Genomic DNA, 25,680 nt, shown 5'->3' with positions numbered 1-25,680 from the left:
GGCGCGATGCGCTGGAGGTGCTCATCACTGCGTGAACACCGCGGCCCCGGGCCCCGTCCGGCCTCACAAGCCGGCGTCGGCGAGGATGCCATGCATCCGCTCGGGGCGCAGCACGGGGTTGGCGGCGGCACTGTGGACGACCTCCGGATCCGGGTCGTAGAGCAGTCGTTCCAGCAGTGCGTCCGTGATGTTGGGGTGCCGCGCGACCGCTTGACGCAGGAAGGGCTCCTCCGCGGCGGCAAGTCGCTCCAGGACCGGCGGGGGCAGTTCGGGGTCCTGCAGGGCGACGTGACGCACACGGGCATCCGGTTCGTCGGCGAACGTAGGCAACATGTGGCGGGGGAAGTGGGGGTGCTCGACGAGCGGAGGCCGTACGCGGAACTCGTCACCGTGGGCACGTACGAGCCGTTCCAGGACCTCCGGGGGCGTGTCGGGCCGACGGGCGGCGATGCGGCGGACCTGGAGGTCGGGGTCGTCGTCGAGCCGTTGCCACGCCTCCTGGGGCAGGTCGCGGCAGGAGGCCAGCACGCGCCGGAATGCCACATGCGGGCTGTCCAGGTACGTCAGGCGTTCGTCGAGGGGCGCTTCGCTCAGCCAGCCTGGCCTGACGGGGTGCCAGTTCAGCGCGACCTCAGCCTCGATGCTGCCGTCCGCGCGCTGCCGTTCGACGTGGGCGTACAAGTTGTCCCGGGTCTTCGCGTCGACGTGCCGGCTCTGGGCCATCGCGACGCGCACGATCGGATCGTCCACGTCCAGGAGCCGGGCCACCATGTCGGCGGTCAGGTGCGGGTTTCCGGCGACGGCCTGCCGGACGTCCTCGTCCCCGTCTCGCATGAGCGCGAGGAACTGCTCCCCCGTGAGCGGGACGTGGCACGCCACGTTGGCACGGGTGGCGGGGTCGGCGAGGCACCGGTCCCACCACTCCGGCGGAACTCCCGGTCGCTCGTGCGTCGTCGCGGCCGCCCGGACCTGCGGATCGGGGTCGGCGAGCAGGGCCACCTGCACCTCGATGGGCCGCTCCCACCAGGTCTGCGCCACCGCGGCACGCAGCTTCGGGTCCGGCGCGCCGGCGAGTGCCCTCCTCGGCTCGCCATAGGCCTCTTCAAGAGCCTCGATGTGGGTCGGCACGCCGAGGTCGACCATGGAGCGGATGAAGTCCGCGTGCGCGTCGCGGATCGCGGCGTCGGGATGCGCGGCGATCCGGCGGCGCATCTCCGGGGAGATCAGGGACCGGCGCATCAGCACGCCGCTGTCGCTGCCGCCGTGGGTCAGCAGGGCCTCGACGACGGCGTCCGCCAGCCGGCCATCGCGCAGCTCCACCCCGTGCCGACCGGCGGCGTGCGCGGCCAGGCGCACCAGGACGTCGTCGGAAGCCGCGGGATTGCTCCCCAGCCCGGAGAGTTGCGGATGCGTGAGGCTCGTCATGCGCCCAACGTATCCGCACGGCGGACCGGCCGGTGAGCGGCAGGTACTCGTCCCCGCTTCCCCCCTCACATGCTGTCGAGGTAGTTGATGTAGAGGACAACGGCGGGAACCTTGACGTTGAGGGCGCCGGCATCGTTGGTCAACTGCTCGTCGTACGACAGCAGTTGACCACGCCGAGGGTCGAACACGAGGGTCTGAACCTTTGGAAGGCCGCCGTAGGTGGTCGCCACGGAGAAGGCGTCCCCCGATCTGCCCGCGCGATCCCTCACGACGCCGCGGTACTCGACGCCTTCGACGGTGCTCAGGACCCTCAGCAGCGCGGCCCGCTGGGCCGGGGAGAAGCTGTTGTCGAGGTAGCGCTCGGCGACCGAGTCGAAGAGCTCACCCGCCCCATGCGTCTCGTACCCCGCGCGCAGCCAGCGCTTCATTCCCTCCGCGTCGGAGGGCGCCTCCTGATGGCGGACGTCCTCGGGGTCGGCGGGACCTGCCGAGTCGGTGTACTCCTCCGGTGCGCTCCCCAAAGAGCCGGCGTCCTCCCACGTTTCGCGCTGCTCCGCGGTCTGGAACTGCGGTTCCAGGGTGCGGACGCGCCACGTCTGCGACCCGTCCGGCTTCTTCCACGTCACCCTTCGCTCGGGGACGATCGCGGACGTAACCTGGATGCCGTCGATGCGGGTCGACAGGGACCAACTGTCCTGCACGAAGCGCTCGGTACCGGACGACGGCGAGTCGTCCGGCAGTACCCCGACCCGCCCGGCAAGGGCCTCGAGGACTTCGGCGGCGGGCCTGTCCGAGTGGCGCAGTGGCAGTGGTTCCGGCGTCACGGCGTACGCGGGCTGCGCTGCCGGGCCGGACACCTGGGGAACCACCACCGCGATGGCCGTCGCCGCTGCTGCCGCCGCGACAGCCAGGCCCCACGCGCGGGCCCCGGAGCGCCGGGGCCGCGCCGCTCCGTTCTCGCGGGGGGTCCGCAGGGTCCTCTCCAGCAAGGTCCCGCGCTCGGCTGCGGTCAGGAGCTCCGCCCGACCCATGGCCGGATCCAGGGCCCGGAATCGCTCGTCGGTGTCATGCATCGGATCCACCCCATGTCAGCCTCGGCAACGCGCTGTTCTGAGTGCCCTGTGACGGTCGCTCGATCGCGGCGGGGTGCGAGGCGACCCGTCGGCGCAGACGCTTGCGCGCACGGTGCAGGCGGACCTGGAAGGTGGCGGACGAGCACCCGAGGACGCGCGCCGCGTCCTTCGGCGTCAGCTCCTCCCACAGTGCCAGACGCAGCACCTCTTGGTCGGACTCGCTCAGGCCGTCGAACGCCTGCGCCAACTGGAGACGATCCGCGACGACGTCCGCGTGATCACCGACATCTTCCCTGGGCTGGACGGCAAGCACTTCCAGCAAACCTGCGCGCCGCTGGTCGGCACGGTGGGCGTTGGCCAGGGTCCGCCGTGCCACGCCGTACAGCCACGGCAGCACGTCGAAGGCGGGCGCCGCCTCGTCGAACCTGCGCCACGCGACGAGGAACACCTCGGCGACCACGTCCCTCGCCTGGTCAGGGTGGGTGCGACGACGCACGTACGCTTCGACCGCAGGGTAAGTCGCCCTGTACACGCTGGTGAAGCGCTGCTCATCGGTTGTTGTGTCCACATCGCCTCCATCCTGTCTATGTCCGGTCGCGGCGCCCGCTTACAGGCCGGGGTCGAAATCTTCGGCACGTCATAGGCGACCACGGGTTCGGGCGCTCCAGGCCCCTACGGCTAGTCTCTGTGCTGTCGGGGCGCAGCCGGGTGGCAGGGCCCAGGCGGCGGCCGGTGGGCCGGGGAAGGACGGATGTGGACTTCGAGCCGATCCTGCGCGCCGAACACGCCTTTCAGCAGGGCCTGTCCGCGCAGGAGATCCAGGCCGTCGCCGGCCGCGCCTTCGGAGCCGCGGCCCGGGTCGTCTCGGCCGTGGAGCTGGGCCTGGGCATGTACAACAACACGTACCGCCTGACACTGGCCGGGCGGCAACGGCCGGTGATCCTGCGCGTCGCACCGGAGCCACGCAGGCAGTTCCTCTCCGAGCGGGAGCTGATGCGCAACGAGTACGCGAGTGTGCCGTGGCTGTCGGTGGTCGCGCCGTTGATGCCGCGCGTGATCGCCGCCGACTGGTCGCACGAGGTGATCGGGCGGGACTGGATGGTGCAGAGCCTGCTCGACGGCGTGCCGGCGCCGGGCCATCTGGACGCATACCCCCGATCGGCCTGGCCGGGGTTCTTCAGGCAACTGGGCGCGGTGGCCAGGACGGTGCACTCGGTGCGGGGCCCGCACTTCGGGCCGGTCACCGGTCCCGGGTACGCCACGTGGAGCGAGGCGGTCGTCGCCTCGATCGAGGACATCGCCACCGACCTCGACGGCGTCGGCCTGGACGCGGCGGATCTCCGCAAGGTGGCGGCCCCCGCCATGGAGCGCCGTGCGGTGCTCGACGAGGTCGCCGAGCCACGCATGCTCGCCGGCGACCTGTGGACCGTGAACGTCCTGATCGCCGAGGGTTCTCCCGAGCCCCGGATCACCGGGGTCCTGGACCTGGACCGGACCCTGTGGGGCGACCCGGCGGCGGACTGGACCATCCACATGGCGCGGGCCAGGCCCGGCAGCGAGCGGGACGCGTTCTGGGACGCCGACGGCTACGGCTCGCCGGCGGACTCACCCGCCGCGGTGTGGCGCTCCCACGTGTACCGGGCGCGTCACATCGGTGCGATCCGGCTGGAACACCATCGCCTGGGCAACACCGACGGCGTCCACGGCACCTACGAAGACCTGGCGACCGTGGCGGCGGAACTGGCCTGACATTCGAGCCCGGCCGGGGGCGTACAAGCGGCCCTTTCCGGTGCCGGCGAGGGCGGGCGAGATGACGTGCCGGGCGCTGCACCCGGCAGCCGGCGGAATCCGTCAGTGGTCGTCCCAGTGCCCGTCGTGGGCTGCGTGACGGTGCCCGTCGTGGACGTAGTCGACGTGGTCCCCGTGCGGCACGGCGACGTGGCCGCAACCCTCGGCGTGCTGATGGCCGTGCCCTTCGTGGGCCACGTGGGCCGCAGCATTGCATTCGTCGATGTGGTCGCCGTGGGTGCGGTGGATGTGACCGTCGTGGGCGTAGTCGGTGTGGTCCCCGTGCGGCACGGCGACGTGGCCGCAACCTTCGCCATGAGCGTGCTCGTGCCGATCGTGCGGACGGTGCTGGCCTGTGCTCTCCATCAGGACTCCTTCCATGACGCCTCGCATGCGAACGCGTCGCCGGTTGTTCGTCACCGGTAGAGCATCGACAACCGATAAGCATCGTAGCGCCCGATATGTGCCATTCACACACCCTGACGGTGACGCAACGACCTTCAGGATGCCCTTTGCCCGACCCCTGTCGATAGTGGTATTCATTTTCATCTAACCTGCCGGTGTGCGTGTGGCCTTGCGCCCACCCGGCAACGCCCCTTCGCAGCCCTTGGAGGCTTCCGTCATGTCCCAGTCCTCTCCCCGTCTCGCCATCCTGCTGACCGGTGCCGCGTCACTCGGTCTGCTGGCCGGCTGCGGCGGTTCCTCCGACGGTGCTGCGAGCGCCAAGAGCAGCGCTTCCGCGTCCAGGATCTCCGTCGTCGCCTCCACCGACGTCTACGGCGACATCGTCGAGCGGATAGGAGGCGACCGGGTCGACGTCACGTCGATCATCAGCGATCCCGACCAGGACCCGCACTCCTACGAGGCCGACACCCGCAACCAACTGGCCCTGTCCGAGGCGAAGATCGTCGTGGAGAACGGCGGAGGGTACGACGACTTCATCGACCGGATGCTGAAGAGCGGCAACGCCTCCGCGGACGTCATCAACGCCGTCGAGGTCTCGGGCCGGACCGCTCCGGCCGGCGGAGAGCTCAACGAGCACGTCTGGTACGACTTCCCCTCGGTCAGCAAGATCGCCGACCACGTTGCCGATGCCCTGGGCAAGGCGGACCCGGACCACGCCGGCACCTTCACCAAGAACGCCGCCGCCTTCAAGAAGAGCCTCACCGCGCTGGAGAACAAGGAGGCTTCCCTGAAGTCCGCACACAACGGCGAGGGCGTGGCGATCACCGAGCCCGTGCCGGGTTACCTGCTCGCAGCGTCCGGCCTGGTCAACCAAACCCCCGAAGAGTTCAGTGAGGCCGTCGAGGAGGGCGGCGACGTGTCCGCCAAGGTGCTCAAGGCCACCCTGGACCTCTTCCCCGGCAAGAAGGTCAGGGCCCTGGTCTACAACGAGCAGACCTCCGGCGCCCAGACGGAGAAGGTGAAGTCGGCGGCCGAGGCGGCCGGTGTGCCCGTGGTACCCGTCACCGAGACCCTGCCCGCGGGCAAGGACTACCTGACGTGGATGAACGACAACGTCGACGCCCTCGTCGACGCCCTGAACAAGTGACCCGGCAGCCCTCGCCGTCGGTCCCCGGGCCCCGCACGGGCAACTCGCACGTTGACGGCAGGCCGGGGCCGCTGATCCGGATGAGGAAGGGCGGTCTCCGGTACGGGGACCGCACCCTCTGGAAGGATCTCGATCTGGACGTGGCGCCCGGGGAGTTCTGGGCGGTGCTCGGACCGAACGGCTCCGGCAAGACGAGTCTCGTCCAGGCCCTTCTGGGGCGCCGGCCGCTCTCCTCAGGCACCCTGCACGTGCTCGGCGACGAGCCCCGTCAGGCCGCGCCCCACATCGGGTACGTGCCCCAGCAGGGGACGGCCATGGCGCACGACATGGTGCGGGCGCGTGATCTGGTGGGTTACGGCCTGGACGGACACCGGTTCGGGCTGCGCCGGCGCGACGCCGCCACCCGGCGGCGCATCGACGCCGTCCTGGACGCCGTCGGCGCTTCGGCCTACGCGAACGCGCCCCTTGGCACCCTCTCGGGCGGCGAACGGCAGCGCGTCCGCATAGGGCAGGCACTTGCCACCGACCCCCGCGTGCTCCTGTGCGACGAGCCCACGCTCTCCCTGGACCTCCACCACCAGCGGGCGGTGACCGAGCTCATCGACCGAAGGCGCCGGCACCATGGGACCGCCGTGGTGTTCGTGACCCATGAGATCAACCCTGTGCTCGACCTGGTGGACCGGGTGCTCTACCTCGCCCCGCAAGGACACCGCACCGGCGCCCCGGAGGACGTGCTGACGTCGCGATCGCTGTCGGCCCTGTACGGCGCGCACGTCGACGTCCTGCGGGTGCGGGGCAGGATCGTCGTCGTCGGTACCCATGACCAGCAGGCCGTGCACCACCCGGGACTTGACGCCGCGGACGCACACGAACCCGACGGAGCAGACCGATGACGGCGGCCGAGATGTGGCAGCAGATGTCCAACTTCCAGGACTACGGCGCCCTGCTCGGCCTGGTGCGCAACTCCCTCATCGTGGGGGGCGCGCTGGGCCTGGTCGGCGGACTGACCGGGGTCTTCGTGGTCCTCCGCGACCTGCCCTTCGCCGTCCACGGGATCAGCGAACTGTCCTTCGCGGGCGCCTCCGCGGCCCTGCTGCTCGGGATGAACGTGGTGGCCGGCTCGATCGTCGGATCGCTCATCGCCGCCGTGGCGATCGGCGTACTGGGCTCCCGCGCCCGGGACCGCAACTCGATCATCGGCATCCTGATGCCGTTCGGGCTCGGCCTCGGCGTCCTCTTCCTCGCGCTCTACAAGGGCCGTTCGGCCAACAAGTTCGGCCTGCTGACCGGCCAGATCGTGGCCGTCGACGATCCGCAGACCGGGTGGATGCTCACCCTGTCCGCGCTGGTGCTGATCGCCCTCGCCGTCATCTGGCGCCCCCTGGCCTTCACCAGCGCTGACGCGCACGTCGCCGAAGCACGCGGCCTGCCCGTCCGCGGGCTGTCCGTGGCCTTCATGCTCCTCCTGGGAATCACGATCGCCCTGTCGGTACAGGTCGTCGGGGCCCTCCTGGTCCTCAGTCTGGTCGTCACCCCTGCCGCTGCGGCCGGCCGGGTCACCGCCTCCCCCGTGCTCCTGCCGTTGCTGAGCGTGCTCTTCGCCGTCCTCGCCGTCGAGAGCGGCATCCTCCTCGCCCTCGGCAGCAGCATCCCCATCAGCCCCTACGTCACGACCATCTCGTTCCTCGTCTACGCCACATGCCGGGCCGTCGGAACACGGCGCGCTCGACACGGGCGGACGACCCGCACGGTGACGGCGGTTGCCGGCGGACCCGTACGCAGCTGAAATCCACCCGGTGACGGAAAGCTTCCTGCTGTCGAGCCAGGTCGACCGGCGATCGGACGATCCGCGGGCACCGGCCTGGCCCTACGGCCGGACGTGACGGTCGGCGTCCTCGGCCGCGGGCACGTTCCAGCTGGCCAGGATGCGCAGCTTCTCCTCCGACGGCGAGCCCCGGTCGGCCCTGAAGACGATGACGCTCTGGCCCTTGCCGCCGGGCAGGGCCATCGTCTCGTAGTGCAGGCTCATCTCGCCCACGGTCTCGTTGAAGAACCGCTTCACGCCGTACGAGTGCTCGTACAGCCGGTACTCCGCCCAGTACCGTGCGAACTCCGGCGAGGCCACCGCGATCTCCCCCACGAGCTGCTCCAGCACAGGGTCCGCAGCCCGGTCCGCGGCGACCTGGCGCAGTGCCGCCGCGACCTGGGGCGCGATCCTGTTCCACTCGGGGTAGACGGTCCTGGCCCGGGGGTTGAGGAACGTCCAGCGGGCGAGGTTGCGCTCCTTGACGGGCATGGCGTCGAAGTCGTCGATGAGGAGCCTGGCGGTGTGGTTGACCGCCAGCACCTCCAGTCGCGGCCCGTGCACCATGGCGGGCAGGTCGAGCGCGTGCACCAGGGCGACGACGCCCGGCCTGGCCTTCGCCGGGGGCGGCGCCGAGGGGGTGGGCCGGCTTCCCGCGTTCCGTACCAGTGTGCGGAAGTGCGCGCACTCCAGCTGGTCGAGCTGGAGCGCCTTCTCCACCGCTGCGAGGACCTCCTCGGAGATGCGGCCGATCCGCCCCTGTTCCAGCTTCGTGTAGTAGGCCACGCTCACGCCGGCGAGGGCCGCGACCTCCTCGCGCCGGAGTCCCGGCACCCGTCGGCTGCCGTAGCCGACCGGCAGTCCCGTCCGCCCGGGGTCGATCGCCGCCCGCCGGGAGACGAGGAAGTCCCGCAAGGCCCTCTCAGCGTCCATACCCCAGGTATAGCCGAGCCCCGCCTCCGTGGGGCCCCGAAGGTGGCTCTGCGAGTAGCACCCTCAGCACGGTCACGCTCCCTCTTCGCCGGGGGCCCCGCACCTGGTGCAGTCGAAGACGGAAGTTCTCCCCGTCCGACGTCGCCCCACCAGGAGACAGGCATGCCTTTCGTCGTTCCCGCCCTCGCCGCAGCCGGCCCCGACGCGCCGGTCGAGCTCACGACCATCGAGCGCCGTGACCCGGGCCCTCACGACGTCGTCATCGACATCGCGTACACCGGCATCTGCCACACCGACATCGCCCTCCTGCGCAACCACTGGATGGAGGGCCTGTTCCCCATGGTCCCGGGCCACGAGATCACCGGGACCGTCGTCGCGACCGGCCCGGACGTCACCCGGTACGCCGTCGGGGACCGGGTGGGCGTCGGCTGCTACGTCGACTCCTGCCGCACGTGCGTGAACTGCCTCGCGGGCGAGGAGCAACACTGCCTCAAGGGTGAGGTCCTCACCTACGGCGCGCTCGACTACGACGAGCGGCCCACCTTCGGCGGCTACAGCCGGAGGATCGTCGTGGACGAGCACTACGTCCTCCGCATCCCCGACGGACTCGCCCTGGACGTCGCCGCCCCGCTGCTCTGCGCGGGGGTCACGATGTACGCGCCGCTGCGCCGCTGGGGCGCGGCGGCGGGCAGGAAGGTCGCCGTCGTCGGCATGGGCGGCCTCGGGCACATCGGGGTGAAGATGGCGCACGCGATGGGCGCGGAGGTCACCGTGCTCAGCCGGAGCCTGTCCAAGCGCGAGGACGGTCTGCGGTTCGGAGCGGACGACTACGTGTCCACCGAGGACGGTTCCTACGTCCGGGATCACGGGCAGGGCTTCGACCTGATCGTCAACACGGTGTCGGGCGGCATCGACACCAACGCCTACCTCGCACTGCTGCGCCTGGACGGCGTGCTGGTCAACGCGGGCGTCACCGCCGAGGCCGCCACCTTCCAGGGCATGCTGCTCGGCAGCCCGCGCCGGATCATCACCTCGACGAAGAACGGCAGCATCCGCGAGAACCAGGAGATGCTCGACTTCTGCGCGAGCCACGGCATCGCCGCGGACATCGAGACCGTGCCCGCGGACCAGGTCAACACCGCTCTGGAGCGTCTGGACCGCGGCGACGTGCGCTACCGCTTCGTCATCGACGTCTCCACCCTCGGGGCGTCGAAGTAGGTGACGGGCGGGTGGGGGGACGGGATCACTCGGCAGGGCCCGGGTGCGGCGTGATCCGGGTGTTGGTGATGTGCTCGTAGACGATCGAGGAACGCACGTCCGCGATCTCGGGGCGTTGGGTGAGCCGGTCGATGACGAACGCGTAGAGCGCGTTGTTGTCGGGGACGGCGACGTGGATGAGGAAGTCCTCCGTGCCCGAGGTCACGTAGACGCCGAGCGTGTCGGGCAGCGCGCTGACCCAGGTGCGGAAGCTCTCGATGACCGTGCGGGACGGGGGCCGGACCCGCACCGCGATGAGGGCCTGGACCGGGCGGCCGATCGCCGCGAGGTCGACGTCGAGGATCGCGCCCCGGATGATGCCGCGCCGGCGCAGTGCCCGGGTGCGGTCGAGGGCGGTGGTGGGAGAGACCCCGACCGCCGCGGCCACCTCCCTGTTGGTCTTCCGTGCATCCGACTGCAGTTCCCGCAGGATCGCCGTATCAATCTCGTCCAGCGCCACCGAAATCCGCCCTTCTCCGATACATGTACGGATGCTTTGCATCAGCTTCGTATGAGTGCCTAGCATTCCAGCAGTCCACCCGTACTTGATACCCCGAGGAGTCCGCAGATGGGTGAGTTGCACGAGGCCCGCCAGGACATGCCCGGCATGGCGGTCGGCTTCGCACCGGAGGAGGTGGACCTGGACCTGTCGACCCGCGACGCGCGACTGAAGTGGGTGGTGGTGGTCGACGAGGCACTGCCGGCGGGCCGGGCGTCGAACGCCGCAGTCTGCGTGGCGGCCCCGACGGCGGCCCGGGTTCCCGGACTGCTCGGCGTGGACGTCACCGACGCCGAGGGCAACGTCCATCCGGCCCTGCCCTGGGTGGGCTGCACGGTGCTGACCGCCGACGCCGCCGCACTGCGCGCGATCCGCGCCAAGGCCGGCGCCTCCGCGGACGTGTTCGTCGCCGACATGCCGGCCGCCGCGCAGCGCACGCTGGTCTACACCGACTACCGCGACGCCGTGGGCAGGACGTCGGCCGAGGCGATGGAGTACTGCGCGGTGAGCATCGTCGGCCCGCGCAACCGCGTCAACAAGATCGTCGGCAGGCTCCCGTTGATGTCCTGAGGTCACGCGCGCGGAAGCGACCCCTTGGGCCCGGGGGCGCTGGGCGCTGGGCGCCGGCGGCATGCGGCACGCCCGGGTGAGGGGCGCCGCCGCGCGCCCTTCGCGGTTGCTGTTGCAGGCTGGGGTTATGCGCACCGAGGGGCCGCCGGTGATCGTGGAACCGCCGGTCGACGGACGAAGGGTCGTGATCCGGGGCGAGTACTTCGGCACCGCGCACTCCCTGGCGGACCTGTTGCGGTACCTGTGGCTCGCCGGGTACGACGCGGGGACGGTCAGCTTGACCGACCCCGGTCAGGTGGAGTGGCGTGGGGGCGGCGCGGAGGCGTGGTGATGCCGCCCGGCGCATCCGTGGGGGCCGGCGGGAGCGGGGTCAGCGGGGCGAGGTGTAGCGGGAGCCCGGCCGTAGCCGTACCGCCCTGACGCGCTGCTGTTCGGTGAGCCTGTCGTCCTGGCAGTCCCCGCAGAGTTCGTGCCGGCCTTGGTCGGTGATGACGGTTCCCCAGCCGAAGCAGGCTCCGCATTCGCGGGCCAGGTCGACGTTCGCGCGGGGAGTGGGGTAGGGCAATCCCTCTGCTCCTCGGGTCATGAGACACCCCTCTGCTCTGCTCTGCTCTGCTCTCGGAGATTTTGCGTGGTTATTACCCATTCGCCAGCACATACACCCATTCCGGGGCATTTCCGAGTCAGCGGCCCCTCCTCCCCGCCCCCGCCCCCGCTACCGGGCTCGACGCAAACGACGTGCACTCCACTGCGCGAGGGGCTGCAGGGCCGCGATGAGCGCCTGGCCGTCGGGGGCGAGGGCGTAGCGGACGTGCACCGGGGTGCTCGGGATGACGGAGCGCTCGATGAGGCCCTCGGCCTCGAGTTCCTTCAGGCGCTGGGCGAGCAGCCGGTCGGAGATCCCGGCGATGACGGCGCGGTACTCGCCGAACCGGCGCGCACCCTGGGCCGCCGCGGCCAGGATCGCGCCCGTCCAGCGGCGTCCGACGAGCTCGACGGCGCCTTGGAAGCTCGGGCACGCCTCGTCGTGGACCGAGCCGCGCTCCAGGTGCAGCGGCTGGGGGCTGATCGTCTCGTGGGATCCCGTGGTCATCCTTCGGAGCGTAGCCCCGTCTGCCGACCGGGCGGGCCTCGTGCCTGGTAAGGCCGGTACCAGGAAGGGTCTTCCCTGGCGGCCGGCCTCCCTCCGAGGACCAGGCGTGCGGACGCCCCCCGAGACACGACGCGCACGCCGGTTCCGGGAGCTGTCGCAGGCACCGCGGCGAGCAGTGGTCACGGACACATGATGAGTGCTGTCGCCGGCTTCCGAGGTGGCAGCATGCGGTGTCATGGCGGATGACAGCAGCGGTGGATTTCAGGCAGGCCGGACAGGACTCATCGTCAGGATCCCGGACGCCGAGCCGGCCGTCCGCGCATGGCGTGAACGGTTCGATCCGTCAGCCCAAGCAGGAGTACCCGCACATGTCACGGTGCTCTTCCCGTTCCTCGACGAGAACCGAATAGATGCGCGTGTCCACTCGGCTCTCACTGATGTTCTCGGCAGCCGTCACGCCTTTGACCTGCGGTTTGACAGCTGTGGGCGGTTTCCGGGAGTGCTGTATCTCGCTCCTGAGCCCGACGCGCAGTTGCGGGTGCTCACTGAGGTGATCGCTGAGCGGTGGCCCGAAGCCCCTCCCTACGGAGGCCAGTTCAGCGAGATCGTGCCGCACCTGACCGTCGCTGACGGTCAGGACGATGAAGTTCTGGATCAGATTGAGGCCGAACTGCTCAGCAAGCTCCCCTTCACGTCCCGGGTCTCATCAGTCGACCTCATCGTGCATGACGGTGCGAATTGGCAAGAACGGGCGTCGTTCGCGCTCCTTGAATGAACGGGCCGTGAGCTTGGCCGGCCCGCAACGAGCGGCGGACCAGAGACGCGTACGGCCGCCGACCTGGAGTCACGTCCGCGCGTCGAGGCGGTGCTGCAAGCGACCATCCGGGCCGAAGACGTCCATCAGGTACCCCTTATTCAAGGAGACCCCTTCCTCACGCCGCAGGAAATCGGTGATCGATCCCTTGAGCTCCTCGAAGGGCTTGGGATCATCGTCCGAGTTGTGCGTCCACACCGTCACCAGGGGAACCCCGCCAGGGCCGGAACCGCGCAGAAGCCCGTACACGTCCGTCACTCCGCCGGAATGGCGGTAGTGCTCGGCCAACTGGACCGCGGGATCAGGCGCGACCGTGGAGGTGACCGTCGGGCCAGGGGTGTAGCCATCGGTGGCGGAAGCACTGTGCTCGGTACAGCCGGACAGCAGGGTGACAGATCCAGCACAGGCCAGGGCCACGCGGGCGATTCGCTTCATCGCATGATTTTCACCCGGTCACGAGGGGGCGCACCGGCATTCCGCGGGTCTTGAACGTGGGATTGGCTGGGAGTGATCGACACCAAGCGGACGTTGGCGCGATCTTTGGCCGGGGGCCGGCGGGGGAAGGTGGGGGTTCAGCCGGTGCAGCCGGGGACGGGAACGGGCCCGCCGCAGTTGTCCGGGCGGTTGTTGCGCACCGTGGAGCCGGTCAGTGTCACCGTGCCGTCCTTGTTGTAGACGCCACCGCCTTCGGTTTCGGCGGTGTTGTCGCCCACCGTGGAACCGATCAGCGTCACCGTGCTGTTGATGTCGTTCCAGATGCCGCCGCCGACGGTTCCCGTCGTGTTGCCGCCCACCGTGGAACTGGTCAGCGTCACCCTGCTGTTGAAGATGTTGTAGATGCCGCCACCGGCCCTTGCCGCCGTGTTGTCGCGCACCGTGGAGCCGGTCAGCGTCGCCGTGCCGTTGAAGTTGTTGTAGATGCCGCCGCCGTCGATGGTCGACGTGTTGTGCTCCACGGTGGAGCCGGTCAGCCGCACGGTGCCGAAGTTGATGATGCCGCCGCCGGAGTGTGAGGTGTTGTCGCGCACCGTGGAGCCGGTCAGCGTCACCGTGCCGTTGACGTCGTTGTAGATGCCGCCACCCGGGCCTGCCGTGTTGTGCTCCACCGTGGAGCCGGTCAGGTCCAGCGTGCCCCCGTTGTTGCGGATGCCGCTGCCGGTGCCGTTGGTGATGGTCAGCGTGTCCAGTCGCACCCGGACGGCTCCGGTCACGGTCACGGTGGAGCCGGCTTTGTTGCCGTCGAGGACGGCGGGTTTGAGGCCGATCAGGGTCAGGTCCTTGGTGATGGTGAAGGGGCCGGTGCAGGTCCCGCTCACCAGGAGCGCCGCGCCCGGGGCGGCGCTGTTGATGGCCGGCTGCAGGGCTATGGGGTTGCCGCGGCAGTCGACCACGGTGAGTTGGCCGGCCGCGGCCGGGATCGCCCCGACCAGGCCGCCCGCGCCCGACGTCGCCGCCAGCACCGTCGACGACAGCGCAGCACGAACTGATCCCTTGAGCATGCAGCTTCTCCTGTCTCCGCGCGGGGCACGCCCGGGCTCCTGCATGGCCATCGCACCCACACCCGAAGACCACCGGTGCCCCGGTGGTGTGGGAGGCACGCCGACGTCAGGCCTCACACCCCCCGAACGGCCCGGGACAATGACCCGAGCGGCCGAAGGGCGGCCCCAGGCGACTTCGGTCCGGCGCCGGGGCTGGTTTCGAGCACCTCAGAAGCTGTCGTGGTGGGCCGTCGGCTGGACGCGGGGGCGTAGGCGCTCACCTTGGGGCCCGTACATGATCAGGTATTCGACCGGCGCGCCGAGACCCGCGTTGGCGAATCCATGAGGGGTGCGGGTGTCGAACTCGGCGACCTCTCCTGAGGTCAGGAGGAGGTCATGGTCGCCGAGTGCCAGCCACAGCCGCCCGGACAGCACGCAGAGCCATTCGTATCCTTCGTGTGACGACTGGTGCGGCCGTGGGGGCTGTTCGTCGGTGGCCGGCAGGACGTGCTTGTGCGCGTGCAGCCCTCCGACATAGCGGGTCAGCGGCAGTACCGCCTTGTCGTCCACCGCGCGCTGCACCGGGCGGGACGGCCGCTGCGCGGCGGCCTCGGCTGTGCCGGCCAGAGCGTCCAGGGAGACGCCATACGCCTTCGCCAGGCGCAGCAACAGTTCCAGATTCGGTCTGCGCAGGCCGTTCTCGACCCGTGACAGCGTGCTGGAGGCGATCCCGGTTGCCCGGCTGACCTCGGAGAGCGTGTCCCCGCGCTTCTCGCGCGCGTCCCGCAGCCGCGGCCCCATGGCGGCCAGGACCACGGCGACGTCGTCCGCCATTCCACTTCGCCTCCCTCGTGTGTCCGTCCTGACCTGCCATTTTGCCAGTTTGTCAACGCGGCTCGCATCCCCGCCCGTCGACAGCGGATGATCGACGGGTACCGCGGCCACCGGGGAACCCGAGGAGAAGCCATGCACCAGCCCACGCCGTCCGGCGACCTGCGCCACCACACCGTCGACGCGCCTGCCGGACGGCTGCACCTGGTCGAGCAAGGCAGCGGGCCGCTCGTCCTGCTCGTCCACGGCTTCCCCGAGTCCTGGTACTCCTGGCGCCACCAGCTCCCGGCCCTGGCGACGGCGGGATACCGGGCGGTGGCAATGGACGTGCGCGGCTACGGCCGCTCCTCCAGGCCGACCGAGACGAGCGAGTACCGCATGCGCGCCCTGGTGGAGGACAACGTCGCCCTGGTGCACGCGCTGGGCGAGGAGACAGCGGTGGTCATCGGCCACGACTGGGGCGCGAACATCGCCGCCGCTTCCGCCCTGCTGCACCCCGACGTCTTCCGCGCCGTGGGCCTGCTCAGCGTCCCCTACGCCCCGCCCGGCGGTCCGCGCCCCAGCGACGTCTTCGCGCGGATGGGTGGAGACCAGGAGTTCTACGTCTCCTACTTCCAGCAGCCGGGCCGGGCCGAGGCCGAGATCGAGCCCGACGTCCGGGGCTGGCTCGCGGGCTTCTACGCCGCCCTGTCCGCCGGCACCATGCCGGCCCCGGGACAGCCCGACCCGCACTTCGTCAGCGCAGGCGGAACCCTGCGCGACCGCTTCCCCGCCGACCGGCTCCCCTCCTGGCTCACCGAGGCCGACCTCGACCACTACGCCGGGGAGTTCGAGCGCACCGGCTTCACGGGAGCACTCAACCGCTACCGCAACATGGACCGCGACTGGGAGGACCTCGTCCAGTTCAACGGCGTCCCCCTGACCCAGCCGTCCCTGTTCATCGGCGGCACCCTGGACGCCTCCACCACCTGGATGTCCGACGCGATCGACGCCTACCCGACCACTTTGCCCGGCCTGGTCTCCTCCCACCTCCTGGACGACTGCGGCCACTGGCTCCAGCAGGAACGGCCCCAGGAGGTCAACCACCTGCTGACCAACTGGCTCGCGGCACTGCCTCAGCCGGCACTCCTGCGATAGCGGATCAGCGCGCCGGCGAGGCCGAAGCGGGCGAGGAAATGCTGCACCCAGCTTGGCTGCCGCTACTCGCCGACGGGATACGAAGCCCCGTTCAGTGGCCGCCGCTGGACCCGACGTGGAACCTGGTCAGGGTGAACACGATGATGAGGTCGAGAACCATCACAGGAATCGCCCATGCGGGGTAATACGGAACGAACATGAACTGGGTGATCAAACTGATCCCCGCCACCGCTGCGCCGGCCCCGCGACCCCAGCTCTTGTTCATCAGGACACCGAAACCGGCGACGACGAGCGCCACTCCGATGACGAGGTGGATGACTCCCCAGGCGGTCAGGTCGAACTCGTAGGCGTAGTGGGACGACGTGACGAACAGCGTGTCCTTCGCAATGGCGGTCGCACCCATGAGGATGCTGAGCGGCCCGCTCAGCATCAGCAGGGACCCGGCGGCCACGGACGCGCCACTGAGCATGTCGCCGCCGCCGGGGCCCCCGTTTCCTTGCCGCGCTGTGGGCATCGCTGTCATGACCGCCGCCTTTCCAGTACGGCGCGGTCACCGACGCACACTGCTTGTACGAGAGCGGCCACGCTGTCTCTGACAGCATCACCACAAACGTTCGCCACCGCGACCGGATGGGTCGGGCGAAGCCGACCGGATTCGAACCGATGTCCTCGCGATTTTGGAGACCGCGCGCGACTACCTCTGCGCTACGGCTTCGCCCGGCTGGGATCCTAGTCCCTCCGGCCATGCGCGCAGCGTACGGGCGCTTCCCCGTCAGAACCCCGCACGTTCCGGGTCCGTTGGTGCGTGTCAGCGGCTTGTCCGTAGCCATCTGCGTCCGCGTCTGAGAACCGCGACGGACGGGGTCGTCGTCATCGACATGGAACGAGGCGTTCGAGCCCGCCGGATGAGCCTCAGGGAACAAGGTCAAGACGCCGGCATCAGGGCACGTAGGTAACGGCGCCGGAAGAATCGCTGTGCCAAGAGCAACGCCGGGAACAGCGGCCGCCATGGTCCGTGGGGAGCGGCACGGGTCAGGGAGCGAATCGTCAGTGCGACCCTACCGTCGGGTGAGCGGTGGACGACGAAGGACTCCTCGCCACGGACAGGATGCCCGGGCAGAGTCCCATAGGCGAAGCCGCAACGGTCCGGCATGTCGACCACCGCCACGACCCGCACGGGCTCCCGCACCACGAACGGGCCGAAGCCTGCGGTGATCCGGTACTCAGCTCCCTCGGCGACCTTCTCCCCGGCGTTGTCACGGCCCGTGACGGTGAAGCCGCTTCGCCGCTTCACACCCCAGCGCAGAACGGCGTCCGCCGCGGCGCGCCAGTCCGCGTCCCCGCGTCCGATGACGACGGTGCGCGAGAAGGGCCGCAAGCCCGTGCCCTCCCCCGACCACTGCTGCTCCGCGGGACGCGTCGCTCCGACAGCGCCGTAGTTGAGCGCACCACTCGAAGGGCGGCTCGTACTGCGCTCAGGCATGAGACACCTACCGAACGGTGGACGGTGATGACTCCAAGACGTGGCCCGCCCGCAAAACGGTGTAGACGAGGGCGGCCTGGTTCCGCCCGGAGGAGACGACCACGGTCGCCGTGCCGCCGCCGGCGAGATCCATCGCATGGAAGGCGGCGCGTGGGTCTGTCATGAGAGGCGGCCAGGGTCGCGCTGTGCCACTCCAGCTGAGTGGCTCGCGCGCGCTGTCCTTCGACCGCTCGCTGGGCGTGGACGGCCCAGCCGCCGAGGGCGACGGCGGTGACCAGGCAGGCCGCGGCGGCCAGGTGCGGAAGCGTCTGTCGCCGCTGACACCGAACAGGAGCGCTCCGGCCGCTGCCGCGCGCCGGTGACGGATGCCCGGCAGTCCGAGCGCGACGGTCAGTGCGCCCAGCACGAGGAGGGTGCCGAGCTGCAGCACGAGCTTGTCGTGGGTGACGAACGAGCGGATCGCCCAGTCCTTCACCGCGGCGGGAGTGCGGTCGATCGCCGCTCCGCCCACAGCCACCACCGGCCCGGCCTGCTGCCGCACCACCCCGGCGACGGCGGCCAGCAGACCGGAAAGCGCGGCGGGGCCGCCACGTGCCAGGTGCTGCTTGCTGTGGATCCTCACGCAAGTGATGCGCCACCCAGGCGGCCCCGCGATTGGTGCACCACCCAATCGAGTGAAGCGACGCGTCCCCGGAAGTGCGGAACAGGTGGGCCGCGCAGGCAGGTGCGGCCTCGACCGAGGCCGTGCCACGACGGGTTCGTCGCCGGGTCGCGCACCGGCCGAGGGCCGCAGGCGTGGGCGCCGGCACGTCGTCGTGTCGGCCGCGGTCGGGTTCCCCCAGGCGGGAGCATGGTGGGACGGTCGTCGTCCGCGGTGCCCCTGTCCGGGCAGACGCTCGTGGCGAGCCGCGGAGGCGATCAGGGAGGGTGCGGTGTCGGACGATGCTGACGAGGGACGGCGTTGGGCGTCGCAGCCGGGCTTCTGGCGGCAGGTCGTCGATCATCTGGGGGCATCGCTGGCCGTGGTCGACCCTGCGGGCCGGGTCGTCGCGGTCAACCCGGCCGCCGAACGGCTGCTGGCACGCGCCTCCGACGCGATGGTCGGCGAGGACTTCCACGACCTCGTGCACCGGCACACGGATCGTGAGCGCACCGGGGCCCGGTGCAGGCTGCTCGAAGCGCTGACCCTCAAGGGTGCGGGGCGTGCGGACGGCGACAGGTACCTGTGCGGTGACGGCAAGTTGGTCGAGGTCTCCTGGTCCGCCGCGCCGGTGACGGACGGTACCTCGTTCAAGGGCACCGCGATGCTGTTCGCCGGCCTCACCAACCACGGCAGTGAACGTGCCGAGCAGATGCACGCCTTGGAGGACCTGACCGGCCGCCTGACGCTGGTCGCGCAGATCACCGCGGTGCTCGGCCAGACCCTCGAGACCGACGAGGCGCTCGCCCGCCTGGGTCGCCTGCTGGTCCCCGGACTCGCCGACTGGGTGGCGGTCGACCTGCTCGTCGACGACAGCGAGACGCACCGGGTGGCGGTCACCGGACCGGAGGGCCGGGACCGTGGGCAGGAAGGCTGGAGCGCCCGCCTCCCCTCGGCGGGCGAGTCCCGTTCCCCGCTGGTCCAGGCCGTGCGCGGGGCGGTGCCTGTCCTGCAGGACCCGGCCGGTGCGGCCGCGCGGCCGGACTCGCCGCTGGCCGCCCTGCACAACGGCTTCCTCCAGTCGGTGGGCGCCGCATCGGCACTCACCGTGCCGCTGGGCTCGGGGAGGAATTCCACCGGTGCCCTGACCCTGGTCCGCACCGACCCCGCCGCCCCCTTCGGCAACGACGACCTGCAGCTCGTCGTGGACATCGGCCGCCGGGTCGGCCAGATCCTGGAGAACACGCGCCGGTTCGGCCGTCAACGAGACGTCGCCGAAGCCATGCAACGCAACCTGCTCACGCCCCTGCCCCAGCCCGGGCGCCTGCTCATGTCCGCGCGCTACGAGCCCGCACCCGCCGCGTCCCAGGTCGGTGGCGACTGGTACGACGCGTTCCAGCTCAAAGACGGCGCGACCGCATTGGTCATCGGCGACGTCGTCGGCCACGACCTGACCGCCGCCGCCGGGATGGCTCAACTGCGGGGCATACTACGGTCCTTGGCGTGGGATCGCACCGAACCCCCCGGCGCCGTCGTCGACCGCCTCGACGACGCCATGCCCGTGATCACGACCGTCCCCATGGCCACGCTCATCCTCGCCCGCGTCGAAGGCCCCCAGAACGGCCCCTGGACCCTGCGCTGGACCAACGCCGGACATCCCCCGCCACTGCTGCTCACCCCGGACGGCCCGGGCCGCTACCTCGACGACGCGCGAAGTCCGCTGCTGGGCGCGCACATCGGCGTCCGCGAGCCCCGGCCCGACGCCACCACACCCCTGCCGCCGGGGTCCACGCTCCTGCTCTACACCGACGGCCTCATCGAACTCCCCGGCGCCGACCTCGACACCGGCCTCAGCCGGCTCCGCCGCAACGCCCTCGCACTGGCCGACGAGCCGCTGGACGACTTCTGCGACCAGCTCCTGAGCCGCATGCCCCCCGGCAACGTCGACGACATCGCCCTCCTCGCCCTACGGCTGCCCCGGTCGTGAGAGACGACCGCGTCACGTCACCCCTTCGGCTACACGGCGTGCGCAAGTGAGTACGAACAGTGATCCTTGCTGTGGGTTCGACGTCCTGCGTGACGGTCCCCGCTGCGTACGGCGGGGCGGACGGCACAGGCCGCCCGCAGAACCCATACCTGGAGGTGACGTGTTGTACCGAATAACCAGGCCCATGTCATCGGCACAGCGACGCTACGGCCGTGTCCGCGTGTGGACGGTGGCCGCGAGCGCGGCACTCGCGTCCTGCGTGGTGACGGGTACGGCGTACTCGGCGCCCACGGAAGGCAGCTCCACGGCGGCTGACAGCACGGAGTACGGCGCCGCCCAGCAGGGGTCCGTGCACCCGTGCTACCCGTACCCGTCGTACCCCAACTACTGCCTGAACCGTCCGGGCATCCCCGGTCCTCCCGGGCCGCAGGGACCGGCCGGTCCCGCAGGTCCCCCCGGCCAGGCCGGGCCTCCCGGAACTCCCGGAGCTCCCGGGCCCCAGGGCATCCCCGGCGTCCCGGGCCCCCCTGGCGGGCTCTCCGGGGCCCACACCCTCGTCGCCACGTTCGCGGCGGACGGGCTCGACCACACGTTGTCCTGCCCCACGGGCGAGTTGGCGGTCGGCGGCGGATTCGCGCTCGACACGGCCACGATCGTGACCAGCGTCCCGTTCGCGAACCCCTCCACCGGGTGGACGGTGAACGCGGTACCCGCGGGAGTGGGCCCGCACACCGTGACCGCGGTCGTCGCCTGTGCGCTCAGGGCCACGCCCTGACATGTGCCGACCGAGCCCGGCGCACCCCTTCGGTGCGCCGGGCTCGTCGGTGTCCGGCCGGTGCGGGGTCAGGCGTTACGGAAGGCGTCGCGCAGCCGCATCTCCCAGGAGGATGCCATGACGAACCGCAAACTTCTGGTGATCGGAGCCACCGGCCAGACCGGCAGGTACACCACCGAAACGCTGCTGCAGCGCGGCCACCGCGTCCGTGCCCTGGTCCGCCGCATCGACGGACGTTCCGAGGCACTCACCACGCTGGGCGCGGAGGTCGTGGTCGGCGACGTCCACGACCTCGACTCCCTGGCCCACGCGACCGAGGGCATCGACGCCGCCTACTTCACGTACCCCATCCTCCCCGGCCTGATGGACGCCACGGCGAACCTCGCCCAGGCGGCCGAGGAGAACGAGGTGGGAGCGATGGTGAACATGTCGCAGATCTCCGCACGCCGGGAGGCCGCCAGCAACGCGGCGCGCCAGCACTGGGTCGCCGAACGCCTGTTGGACCGCTCCCCTGTCGCGGTCACCCACCTGCGTCCCACCTTCTTCGCCGAATGGCTGACCAACATGTGGACCGGGACCGGCGAACTGCGCTTCCCCTTCGCCGACGGGCGGCACGCCCCGATCGCCGCCGTCGACCAGGCGAAGGTGATCGCGTCCATCCTCGAGGACCCCGCCCCGCACGCCGGCAAGATCTACCCGCTCTACGGAGCCGTCGAACTCGACCACTACGAGATCGCCGAGGCCATGTCACGCGCCTTGGGCCGTCACGTCACCTACGTGCCGATCGACCTCGACGAATTCGCCGCCATCCTGGAGAAGCGCGGCGCCTCCCCCCACCTCATCCAGCACCTCCTCGCCGTCGCCGTCGACTACCGTCACGGCGTCTTCTCCGGCATGAACGACCTGGTGAAGCGGATCGGCGGCGACGACCCCCTGGACGTCGAGAGCTTCGTCCTCCGGCACCGGGCCCGCTTCGACGACCACTCCGCCTGAGCCGGTCGAGCCGTCCGCCGCTCCGGGGACGCGCGGCAGCGCGCGGCCGTACGGCATCCGGCCCGACCCGCACCGCCGGGCCCGGCGGGCCGCGGCGCGGCGCATCAGCTGCGCACGATGCCGTGGAGCAGCAGGTCGATGAGCCGGGTGGCCAGGCCGCGGTGTTCCTCGCTGGCGGCCATGAGGCTGATCCCGCCGAGGGCCATGAGGACGTCCTGGGGGTCGACGTCCGGGCGGGCCATCCGCTGCCCGTCCCCCCCGTCCCTGGGAGCCAGCAGGTGGGTGATGGCCTCGGCGAGCAGGGCCCGGGTGTGCATCTTCTCGCTGTCGTCGGTCAGCACCACGCGCAGCGCGTCGGCCATGCCGTGCTTGGCGGCCATGAAGTCGATGAAGGACTCCATCCAGGTGCGCAGGGCCTCCTCGGGCGGGCGCGTGGCCGCCAGGTGGGGCGCCGCCTCGCACAGGCGCTGCACTTCGTGCCGGTAGGCCGCCTCGACCAGCAGTTCCTTGGAGGGGAAGCGGCGGTACAGCGTTCCTACGCCGACGCCGGCGTCGCGGGCGATGTCCTTGACGGAGGCGCCGATGCCGTCCCGCGCGAAAGCCGCGGCCGCCGCCTCCAGCACCCGGTCCTCGTTGCGCCGCGCGTCGGCACGCAGGGGTCTGCCGCGCCGCGCCGGGGCCTCGTCGTCGCCGGTCAATCCCGTCTCCCTTCCCGCCGCCACTTGCAAGCGGAACCGGTTCCGCTTACAGTCCTGAAGCGAACCGGAACCAGTTCCGGATACGAGAGTACGGCCGCACCGTGCCCGTGCGCCACCGGCCGCACGCGCGTGCCCCGCATCACCGCCTTCCTGGAGAACGTCATGACCGACCAGCTCATCACCACGCCCTTCGGAGCGCAGACCACCGCCACCGACGTACTCGCCGGCGTCGACCTCGAGGGCCGGCGCGCCATCGTCACCGGGGCGGCCTCCGGCATCGGCCGCGAGACCGCGCGCGCCCTCGCCGCCGCCGGCGCCGAGGTCACCATCGGCGTCCGCGACCTGGCCGCGGGCACCCAGGTCGCCCGGGAGATCACCCCCGCGAGCGGCCCGGGAAGCGTGCGCGCCGCCCTGCTCGACCTCGCCGACCAGGGATCCGTGCGAGCCTTCGTGGCCTCCTGGTCGGGACCGCTGCACGTCCTGGTCCTCAACGCCGGGGTGATGGCCTCGCCACTGGAGCGCACCGAGGAAGGCTGGGAGCTGCAGTTCGCCACCAACCACCTCGGCCACTTCACCCTCGCCACCGGCCTGCACGACGCCCTCGCCGCGGCGCGCGGGGCACGCGTGGTCGCGGTCAGCTCGGTCGGCCACGTCAACGGCGACGTGCTGTTCGACGACGTCCACTTCGAGCACCACCCCTACGACCCCTGGGCGGCCTACAGCCAGTCCAAGACCGCCAACGTCCTGTTCACCGTCGAGGCGGCCCGCCGGTGGGCAGCGGACCTGATCGCCGTCAACGCCCTCAACCCCGGCCGCATCACCACCACCCGCCTCGGCCGCCACATCGGTGACATCTCCAACAGCCCCACCACCTTCGACGCCACCAGCACCGACGTGTCCTGGAAGGACATCGAGCAGGGAGCCGCCACCTCCGTGCTGCTCGCCGCATCACCGCTGGTCGAAGGCGTCTCCGGCCGCTACTTCGAGGACTGCAACGAAGCCGCCCCGCACACCCCCGGGATACGCCGCGGCGTCGCCGCCCACGCCATGGACCCCGACCGGGCGGCGCTGCTGTGGCAGGTCTCCCTCGACATGATCGCGTCCTCCGTGACCAGCGCCTGACACCACCCCCGCACGCGAGCGGCGGGCCGCCCGCCTACCTCGCGGACGCGACGGGCCGGCACCGCCCGATGGCGTTGTCGAGCCCCAGCAGGGTCGCGCGTCCGTCGCCGGTCCGGTCTCGCGCTCGCCGTCGGCCCTGACCGATGAGCGGCCTCGCCGGCCAGGGCGGAAGGCGGCGAGGCCGCACGTCCAGGATGCGGCGCCATCGGCGCTCGGGCACGCTGGAGAGGCGAGCCGGGGCATAGGCTCGCACCGGTCGGCGCGTCGACGGCGACCCCTTGGAGCCCTTCGAGGTCCCGGCGGCGCGCCGACCTCGCCTGTCAACCTCGCGCTACCGGCGCCGGTTGAGCACACCGATGAGTGTCGCCAGGTCGGCGGCACCCACCGGGTCGTCCGCATACCGGGTCGTCTGGAGCGGGCCGACCTCCGGGAGGACGATGTCCTCGCGGGCCAGGACGTGGACCAGGGTCAGCAGGGCCGCGCGGGCATTGCCGTCGGTGAAGGGGTGGAAGAACGCCACGTCGAGGTACGCGCGGGCCGCACGTGCCGCCGGCGGGATCAGCGGGTCGGTCGCCTCCCGCAGGCAGGCGGCGAAGTCGGCCTGGGTCGTCGACGTCAGGCCGTAGCGTTCGCAGCCCGCCTTCGCGTGGGCGTCCGTCTCGCGGAACGGTGCCTGTCCCCCGCCGAAGACCTCGCGCTGCCAGCCCGCCAGCAGGGCGAAGTCCAGCGGGGCCCGGCGGGCGGCGTCGGCGCGGGCCAGGGTGTGGGCGGCGAGCAGGCGCTCCGCACGGACGGGGTCGCGCCGGCGTACCGGCCCTTCGCACCACGCGCGGAACCCGTCGCGCACGGGCCGCACCCGTCGCAGGGCGGGTGCCTGGTGCCAGGCGGACTCGCGGCGTACGCGCAGCCAGGTCGCGAGGCTGTCAGGAGCGGTCATGGCGGTCCTCCAGGTCCTCTCGCTCACGGTGGTCCTGGTACGGGGCGTAGCCGGTGAGGCCGACGGCGAGGTCCTCACCGACCGATTCGATCAGTGTCCGCGCAGGGGCGACCCAGCTATGGAACCGGCCGCCGATCGCGGCCTCGACCGCCCGTCCGGCGTCCGCCTGGCTCATGCCGCTGGTGGTCAGGTACCAGCGCAGGAGCAGACCTGCCTGCCTGTGCCAGCCGCCCTCCGCGTCGGAGTCGAGCGCGTACGTCACGAGCCGGACGCAGGCGCGCTCGAGATGCCAGCTGAGATCCTCCGGAGCGGCGTCCGGCGGCGGTGCCAGCTCGACGAATCGCCGAGCCGTCGTCTCCAACCACTCCCGCCACTCAAGCAGCGCGGCGACGACGCGGGCGGCGGTCTCGTCGGGGGTCGTCACCGAGCCGGCTCCGGTGACCCAACTGCCGATGACCCCGCCGTACCGGTAGCACCAGTTCCATCCCTGCGCCCAGGTCCCGTACCGCTCCCGGATGATCGCGTCCACCTGGCGTTCGCACCACTCCTCGCCCTGCCACCAACCCGCCATGCCGGAGAGCACGGGTGGCACCCATTCACGGACCAGCGCGCGGAGACGGGCCTCCTCGTCCTCGTCCCAGGCGAACGGGTGGCGACCCGGGTCGAGATCGGCCCAGTCGTGCATGCCCGTGAAGGAGGCCGGAGGCACGCGGTTCTCGGGAAAGGGAAGTGTGTCCCGGTTGTACGTCAGTTCCGGCCCCGCTCTGTCCGTCCGGTGTGATGAGCCCCTC

The 25,680-nt window shown here is 71.0% G+C and carries 30 protein-coding genes and 1 tRNA gene; 13 read left to right on the top strand and 18 right to left on the bottom strand.

From position 1 onward, the window contains the following. Window positions 1-63: 63 nt before the first annotated feature. The 3 genes from ABZ312_RS36040 to ABZ312_RS36030 all read right to left on the bottom strand — a co-directional run bounded on the left by ABZ312_RS36040 (window position 64) and on the right by ABZ312_RS36030 (window position 3,066). Window positions 64-1,425 carry a hypothetical protein gene (locus ABZ312_RS36040; RefSeq protein WP_500439538.1) on the bottom strand — a complete coding sequence of 454 codons (1,362 nt, stop codon included), beginning with the start codon at window positions 1,423-1,425 and terminating at the stop codon, window positions 64-66. 65 nt (window positions 1,426-1,490) lie between these two features. Next, window positions 1,491-2,498, bottom strand: a complete 1,008-nt coding sequence (locus ABZ312_RS36035) for a CU044_5270 family protein (protein ID WP_500439537.1) — start codon at window positions 2,496-2,498, stop codon at window positions 1,491-1,493. After that, entirely contained in the window at window positions 2,491-3,066 is a 576-nt protein-coding gene (locus ABZ312_RS36030; protein ID WP_500439535.1) for an RNA polymerase sigma factor, read from the bottom strand. Before ABZ312_RS36030 ends, ABZ312_RS36035 begins: the two co-directional genes overlap by 8 nt. Window positions 3,067-3,251: 185 nt before the next feature. On the opposite strand from ABZ312_RS36030, the gene ABZ312_RS36025 reads away from it, so the two are divergent. After that, on the top strand, window positions 3,252-4,247 hold the full coding sequence (locus ABZ312_RS36025; RefSeq protein ID WP_500439534.1) for a phosphotransferase family protein: 996 nt from the start codon (window positions 3,252-3,254) through the stop codon (window positions 4,245-4,247). Between the two features lie 102 nt (window positions 4,248-4,349). Here ABZ312_RS36025 and ABZ312_RS36020 read toward each other — a convergent pair whose 3' ends face one another. Continuing rightward, complete coding sequence (locus ABZ312_RS36020) at window positions 4,350-4,652, bottom strand: hypothetical protein (RefSeq protein ID WP_500329105.1); 303 nt, start codon at window positions 4,650-4,652, stop codon at window positions 4,350-4,352. 256 nt (window positions 4,653-4,908) lie between these two features. On the opposite strand from ABZ312_RS36020, the gene ABZ312_RS36015 reads away from it, so the two are divergent. The 3 genes from ABZ312_RS36015 (at window position 4,909) to ABZ312_RS36005 (ending at window position 7,624) form a co-directional block, all read left to right on the top strand. Continuing rightward, on the top strand, window positions 4,909-5,838 hold the full coding sequence (locus ABZ312_RS36015; RefSeq protein ID WP_500329106.1) for a metal ABC transporter solute-binding protein, Zn/Mn family: 930 nt from the start codon (window positions 4,909-4,911) through the stop codon (window positions 5,836-5,838). Between the two features lie 80 nt (window positions 5,839-5,918). Continuing rightward, window positions 5,919-6,731 carry a metal ABC transporter ATP-binding protein gene (locus ABZ312_RS36010; RefSeq protein ID WP_500439533.1) on the top strand — a complete coding sequence of 271 codons (813 nt, stop codon included), beginning with the start codon at window positions 5,919-5,921 and terminating at the stop codon, window positions 6,729-6,731. After that, complete coding sequence (locus tag ABZ312_RS36005) at window positions 6,728-7,624, top strand: metal ABC transporter permease (RefSeq protein WP_500329108.1); 897 nt, start codon at window positions 6,728-6,730, stop codon at window positions 7,622-7,624. The genes ABZ312_RS36010 and ABZ312_RS36005 overlap by 4 nt, the downstream gene beginning before the upstream one ends. An 81-nt stretch (window positions 7,625-7,705) precedes the next feature. On the opposite strand, the gene ABZ312_RS36000 is transcribed toward ABZ312_RS36005, so the two are convergent. Continuing rightward, the gene (locus ABZ312_RS36000; RefSeq protein WP_500329109.1) at window positions 7,706-8,575 is read right to left on the bottom strand and encodes a helix-turn-helix domain-containing protein; all 870 of its coding nucleotides are present in this window, start codon (window positions 8,573-8,575) and stop codon (window positions 7,706-7,708) included. A 162-nt stretch (window positions 8,576-8,737) separates the two neighbouring features. Between ABZ312_RS36000 and ABZ312_RS35995 the strand changes: the two genes are divergently transcribed. Beyond that, entirely contained in the window at window positions 8,738-9,793 is a 1,056-nt protein-coding gene (locus tag ABZ312_RS35995; protein WP_500329110.1) for an NAD(P)-dependent alcohol dehydrogenase, read from the top strand. A gap of 25 nt (window positions 9,794-9,818) precedes the next feature. On the opposite strand, the gene ABZ312_RS35990 is transcribed toward ABZ312_RS35995, so the two are convergent. Next, window positions 9,819-10,292 carry an Lrp/AsnC family transcriptional regulator gene (locus ABZ312_RS35990; protein ID WP_500329111.1) on the bottom strand — a complete coding sequence of 158 codons (474 nt, stop codon included), beginning with the start codon at window positions 10,290-10,292 and terminating at the stop codon, window positions 9,819-9,821. Between the two features lie 108 nt (window positions 10,293-10,400). Between ABZ312_RS35990 and ABZ312_RS35985 the strand changes: the two genes are divergently transcribed. Beyond that, window positions 10,401-10,901 (top strand): DUF2000 domain-containing protein, encoded by a 501-nt coding sequence (locus ABZ312_RS35985; protein ID WP_500439532.1) that lies wholly within the window; start codon window positions 10,401-10,403, stop codon window positions 10,899-10,901. A gap of 127 nt (window positions 10,902-11,028) precedes the next feature. Further along, window positions 11,029-11,232: a hypothetical protein gene (locus tag ABZ312_RS35980; protein WP_500329113.1), complete on the top strand. Its 204-nt coding sequence runs from the start codon at window positions 11,029-11,031 to the stop codon at window positions 11,230-11,232. Between the two features lie 39 nt (window positions 11,233-11,271). Here ABZ312_RS35980 and ABZ312_RS35975 read toward each other — a convergent pair whose 3' ends face one another. After that, the gene (locus tag ABZ312_RS35975) at window positions 11,272-11,487 is read right to left on the bottom strand and encodes a hypothetical protein (protein ID WP_500329114.1); all 216 of its coding nucleotides are present in this window, start codon (window positions 11,485-11,487) and stop codon (window positions 11,272-11,274) included. A 129-nt stretch (window positions 11,488-11,616) separates the two neighbouring features. Next, entirely contained in the window at window positions 11,617-11,994 is a 378-nt protein-coding gene (locus ABZ312_RS35970) for a winged helix-turn-helix transcriptional regulator (protein WP_500439531.1), read from the bottom strand. 235 nt (window positions 11,995-12,229) lie between these two features. On the opposite strand from ABZ312_RS35970, the gene ABZ312_RS35965 reads away from it, so the two are divergent. Further along, a complete protein-coding gene (locus ABZ312_RS35965) occupies window positions 12,230-12,769 on the top strand; it encodes a 2'-5' RNA ligase family protein (protein WP_500329116.1) in 540 nt (179 codons plus the stop codon). Window positions 12,770-12,838: 69 nt separating this feature from the next. Here ABZ312_RS35965 and ABZ312_RS35960 read toward each other — a convergent pair whose 3' ends face one another. The 3 genes from ABZ312_RS35960 to ABZ312_RS35950 all read right to left on the bottom strand — a co-directional run bounded on the left by ABZ312_RS35960 (window position 12,839) and on the right by ABZ312_RS35950 (window position 15,120). Continuing rightward, on the bottom strand, window positions 12,839-13,243 hold the full coding sequence (locus tag ABZ312_RS35960; RefSeq protein WP_500329117.1) for a hypothetical protein: 405 nt from the start codon (window positions 13,241-13,243) through the stop codon (window positions 12,839-12,841). Between the two features lie 137 nt (window positions 13,244-13,380). Beyond that, a complete protein-coding gene (locus ABZ312_RS35955; RefSeq protein WP_500439530.1) occupies window positions 13,381-14,307 on the bottom strand; it encodes a right-handed parallel beta-helix repeat-containing protein in 927 nt (308 codons plus the stop codon). Window positions 14,308-14,514: 207 nt separating this feature from the next. After that, complete coding sequence (locus ABZ312_RS35950) at window positions 14,515-15,120, bottom strand: helix-turn-helix domain-containing protein (RefSeq protein ID WP_500439528.1); 606 nt, start codon at window positions 15,118-15,120, stop codon at window positions 14,515-14,517. Between the two features lie 132 nt (window positions 15,121-15,252). Between ABZ312_RS35950 and ABZ312_RS35945 the strand changes: the two genes are divergently transcribed. Then, a complete protein-coding gene (locus ABZ312_RS35945) occupies window positions 15,253-16,254 on the top strand; it encodes an alpha/beta fold hydrolase (protein ID WP_500329120.1) in 1,002 nt (333 codons plus the stop codon). A gap of 91 nt (window positions 16,255-16,345) precedes the next feature. Here the strand turns inward: ABZ312_RS35945 and ABZ312_RS35940 are convergent, their stop codons facing one another. From ABZ312_RS35940 to ABZ312_RS35925, 4 genes are all read right to left on the bottom strand, one after another. Continuing rightward, entirely contained in the window at window positions 16,346-16,777 is a 432-nt protein-coding gene (locus ABZ312_RS35940; protein WP_500356266.1) for a DUF7144 family membrane protein, read from the bottom strand. 117 nt (window positions 16,778-16,894) lie between these two features. Next, window positions 16,895-16,969: transfer RNA gene (locus ABZ312_RS35935), tRNA-Trp, on the bottom strand. 210 nt (window positions 16,970-17,179) lie between these two features. Continuing rightward, window positions 17,180-17,737 (bottom strand): DUF1990 domain-containing protein, encoded by a 558-nt coding sequence (locus tag ABZ312_RS35930; RefSeq protein ID WP_500329122.1) that lies wholly within the window; start codon window positions 17,735-17,737, stop codon window positions 17,180-17,182. Between the two features lie 7 nt (window positions 17,738-17,744). After that, entirely contained in the window at window positions 17,745-18,359 is a 615-nt protein-coding gene (locus ABZ312_RS35925; RefSeq protein ID WP_500439527.1) for a hypothetical protein, read from the bottom strand. A gap of 310 nt (window positions 18,360-18,669) precedes the next feature. Between ABZ312_RS35925 and ABZ312_RS35920 the strand changes: the two genes are divergently transcribed. The 3 genes from ABZ312_RS35920 (at window position 18,670) to ABZ312_RS35910 (ending at window position 22,132) form a co-directional block, all read left to right on the top strand. After that, entirely contained in the window at window positions 18,670-20,364 is a 1,695-nt protein-coding gene (locus tag ABZ312_RS35920; protein ID WP_500329124.1) for a SpoIIE family protein phosphatase, read from the top strand. Between the two features lie 184 nt (window positions 20,365-20,548). Continuing rightward, the gene (locus tag ABZ312_RS35915; RefSeq protein ID WP_500439525.1) at window positions 20,549-21,139 is read left to right on the top strand and encodes a hypothetical protein; all 591 of its coding nucleotides are present in this window, start codon (window positions 20,549-20,551) and stop codon (window positions 21,137-21,139) included. Between the two features lie 117 nt (window positions 21,140-21,256). Further along, complete coding sequence (locus ABZ312_RS35910; RefSeq protein WP_500439524.1) at window positions 21,257-22,132, top strand: NmrA family NAD(P)-binding protein; 876 nt, start codon at window positions 21,257-21,259, stop codon at window positions 22,130-22,132. A gap of 104 nt (window positions 22,133-22,236) precedes the next feature. Here the strand turns inward: ABZ312_RS35910 and ABZ312_RS35905 are convergent, their stop codons facing one another. Further along, window positions 22,237-22,830: a TetR/AcrR family transcriptional regulator gene (locus ABZ312_RS35905; RefSeq protein WP_500439523.1), complete on the bottom strand. Its 594-nt coding sequence runs from the start codon at window positions 22,828-22,830 to the stop codon at window positions 22,237-22,239. Window positions 22,831-22,992: 162 nt separating this feature from the next. On the opposite strand from ABZ312_RS35905, the gene ABZ312_RS35900 reads away from it, so the two are divergent. After that, window positions 22,993-23,952: an SDR family NAD(P)-dependent oxidoreductase gene (locus tag ABZ312_RS35900; protein WP_500329218.1), complete on the top strand. Its 960-nt coding sequence runs from the start codon at window positions 22,993-22,995 to the stop codon at window positions 23,950-23,952. A gap of 331 nt (window positions 23,953-24,283) precedes the next feature. On the opposite strand, the gene ABZ312_RS35895 is transcribed toward ABZ312_RS35900, so the two are convergent. Both ABZ312_RS35895 and ABZ312_RS35890 read right to left on the bottom strand, forming a co-directional pair. After that, window positions 24,284-24,889: a Fic family protein gene (locus ABZ312_RS35895; RefSeq protein ID WP_500329129.1), complete on the bottom strand. Its 606-nt coding sequence runs from the start codon at window positions 24,887-24,889 to the stop codon at window positions 24,284-24,286. Beyond that, window positions 24,876-25,574 (bottom strand): hypothetical protein, encoded by a 699-nt coding sequence (locus ABZ312_RS35890; RefSeq protein WP_500329130.1) that lies wholly within the window; start codon window positions 25,572-25,574, stop codon window positions 24,876-24,878. Before ABZ312_RS35890 ends, ABZ312_RS35895 begins: the two co-directional genes overlap by 14 nt. Window positions 25,575-25,680: the final 106 nt, after the last annotated feature.

This window comes from Streptomyces sp. NPDC006207, assembly GCF_040613835.1.
GTDB lineage: Bacteria > Actinomycetota > Actinomycetes > Streptomycetales > Streptomycetaceae > Actinacidiphila.
The sequence above is the reverse complement of the archived record's forward strand: the minus strand, read 5'-3'. Positions and strand labels throughout refer to the sequence as shown.

Excerpts from the sequence above, each read along its gene's own strand:
- ABZ312_RS36040 (WP_500439538.1), bottom strand. The coding sequence starts at position 1,425 with ATGACGAGCCTCACGCATCCGCAACTCTCCGGGCTGGGGAGCAATCCC.
- ABZ312_RS36035 (WP_500439537.1), bottom strand. The coding sequence starts at position 2,498 with ATGCATGACACCGACGAGCGATTCCGGGCCCTGGATCCGGCCATGGGT.
- ABZ312_RS36020 (WP_500329105.1), bottom strand. The coding sequence starts at position 4,652 with ATGGAGAGCACAGGCCAGCACCGTCCGCACGATCGGCACGAGCACGCT.
- ABZ312_RS36015 (WP_500329106.1), top strand. The coding sequence starts at position 4,909 with ATGTCCCAGTCCTCTCCCCGTCTCGCCATCCTGCTGACCGGTGCCGCG.
- ABZ312_RS36010 (WP_500439533.1), top strand. The coding sequence starts at position 5,919 with ATGAGGAAGGGCGGTCTCCGGTACGGGGACCGCACCCTCTGGAAGGAT.
- ABZ312_RS36005 (WP_500329108.1), top strand. The coding sequence starts at position 6,728 with ATGACGGCGGCCGAGATGTGGCAGCAGATGTCCAACTTCCAGGACTAC.
- ABZ312_RS36000 (WP_500329109.1), bottom strand. The coding sequence starts at position 8,575 with ATGGACGCTGAGAGGGCCTTGCGGGACTTCCTCGTCTCCCGGCGGGCG.
- ABZ312_RS35995 (WP_500329110.1), top strand. The coding sequence starts at position 8,738 with ATGCCTTTCGTCGTTCCCGCCCTCGCCGCAGCCGGCCCCGACGCGCCG.
- ABZ312_RS35985 (WP_500439532.1), top strand. The coding sequence starts at position 10,401 with ATGGGTGAGTTGCACGAGGCCCGCCAGGACATGCCCGGCATGGCGGTC.
- ABZ312_RS35980 (WP_500329113.1), top strand. The coding sequence starts at position 11,029 with ATGCGCACCGAGGGGCCGCCGGTGATCGTGGAACCGCCGGTCGACGGA.
- ABZ312_RS35975 (WP_500329114.1), bottom strand. The coding sequence starts at position 11,487 with ATGACCCGAGGAGCAGAGGGATTGCCCTACCCCACTCCCCGCGCGAAC.
- ABZ312_RS35970 (WP_500439531.1), bottom strand. The coding sequence starts at position 11,994 with ATGACCACGGGATCCCACGAGACGATCAGCCCCCAGCCGCTGCACCTG.
- ABZ312_RS35965 (WP_500329116.1), top strand. The coding sequence starts at position 12,230 with ATGGCGGATGACAGCAGCGGTGGATTTCAGGCAGGCCGGACAGGACTC.
- ABZ312_RS35960 (WP_500329117.1), bottom strand. The coding sequence starts at position 13,243 with ATGAAGCGAATCGCCCGCGTGGCCCTGGCCTGTGCTGGATCTGTCACC.
- ABZ312_RS35955 (WP_500439530.1), bottom strand. The coding sequence starts at position 14,307 with ATGCTCAAGGGATCAGTTCGTGCTGCGCTGTCGTCGACGGTGCTGGCG.
- ABZ312_RS35950 (WP_500439528.1), bottom strand. The coding sequence starts at position 15,120 with ATGGCGGACGACGTCGCCGTGGTCCTGGCCGCCATGGGGCCGCGGCTG.
- ABZ312_RS35945 (WP_500329120.1), top strand. The coding sequence starts at position 15,253 with ATGCACCAGCCCACGCCGTCCGGCGACCTGCGCCACCACACCGTCGAC.
- ABZ312_RS35940 (WP_500356266.1), bottom strand. The coding sequence starts at position 16,777 with ATGACAGCGATGCCCACAGCGCGGCAAGGAAACGGGGGCCCCGGCGGC.
- ABZ312_RS35930 (WP_500329122.1), bottom strand. The coding sequence starts at position 17,737 with ATGCCTGAGCGCAGTACGAGCCGCCCTTCGAGTGGTGCGCTCAACTAC.
- ABZ312_RS35915 (WP_500439525.1), top strand. The coding sequence starts at position 20,549 with ATGTCATCGGCACAGCGACGCTACGGCCGTGTCCGCGTGTGGACGGTG.
- ABZ312_RS35910 (WP_500439524.1), top strand. The coding sequence starts at position 21,257 with ATGACGAACCGCAAACTTCTGGTGATCGGAGCCACCGGCCAGACCGGC.
- ABZ312_RS35900 (WP_500329218.1), top strand. The coding sequence starts at position 22,993 with ATGACCGACCAGCTCATCACCACGCCCTTCGGAGCGCAGACCACCGCC.
- ABZ312_RS35895 (WP_500329129.1), bottom strand. The coding sequence starts at position 24,889 with ATGACCGCTCCTGACAGCCTCGCGACCTGGCTGCGCGTACGCCGCGAG.
- ABZ312_RS35890 (WP_500329130.1), bottom strand. The coding sequence starts at position 25,574 with ATGCACGACTGGGCCGATCTCGACCCGGGTCGCCACCCGTTCGCCTGG.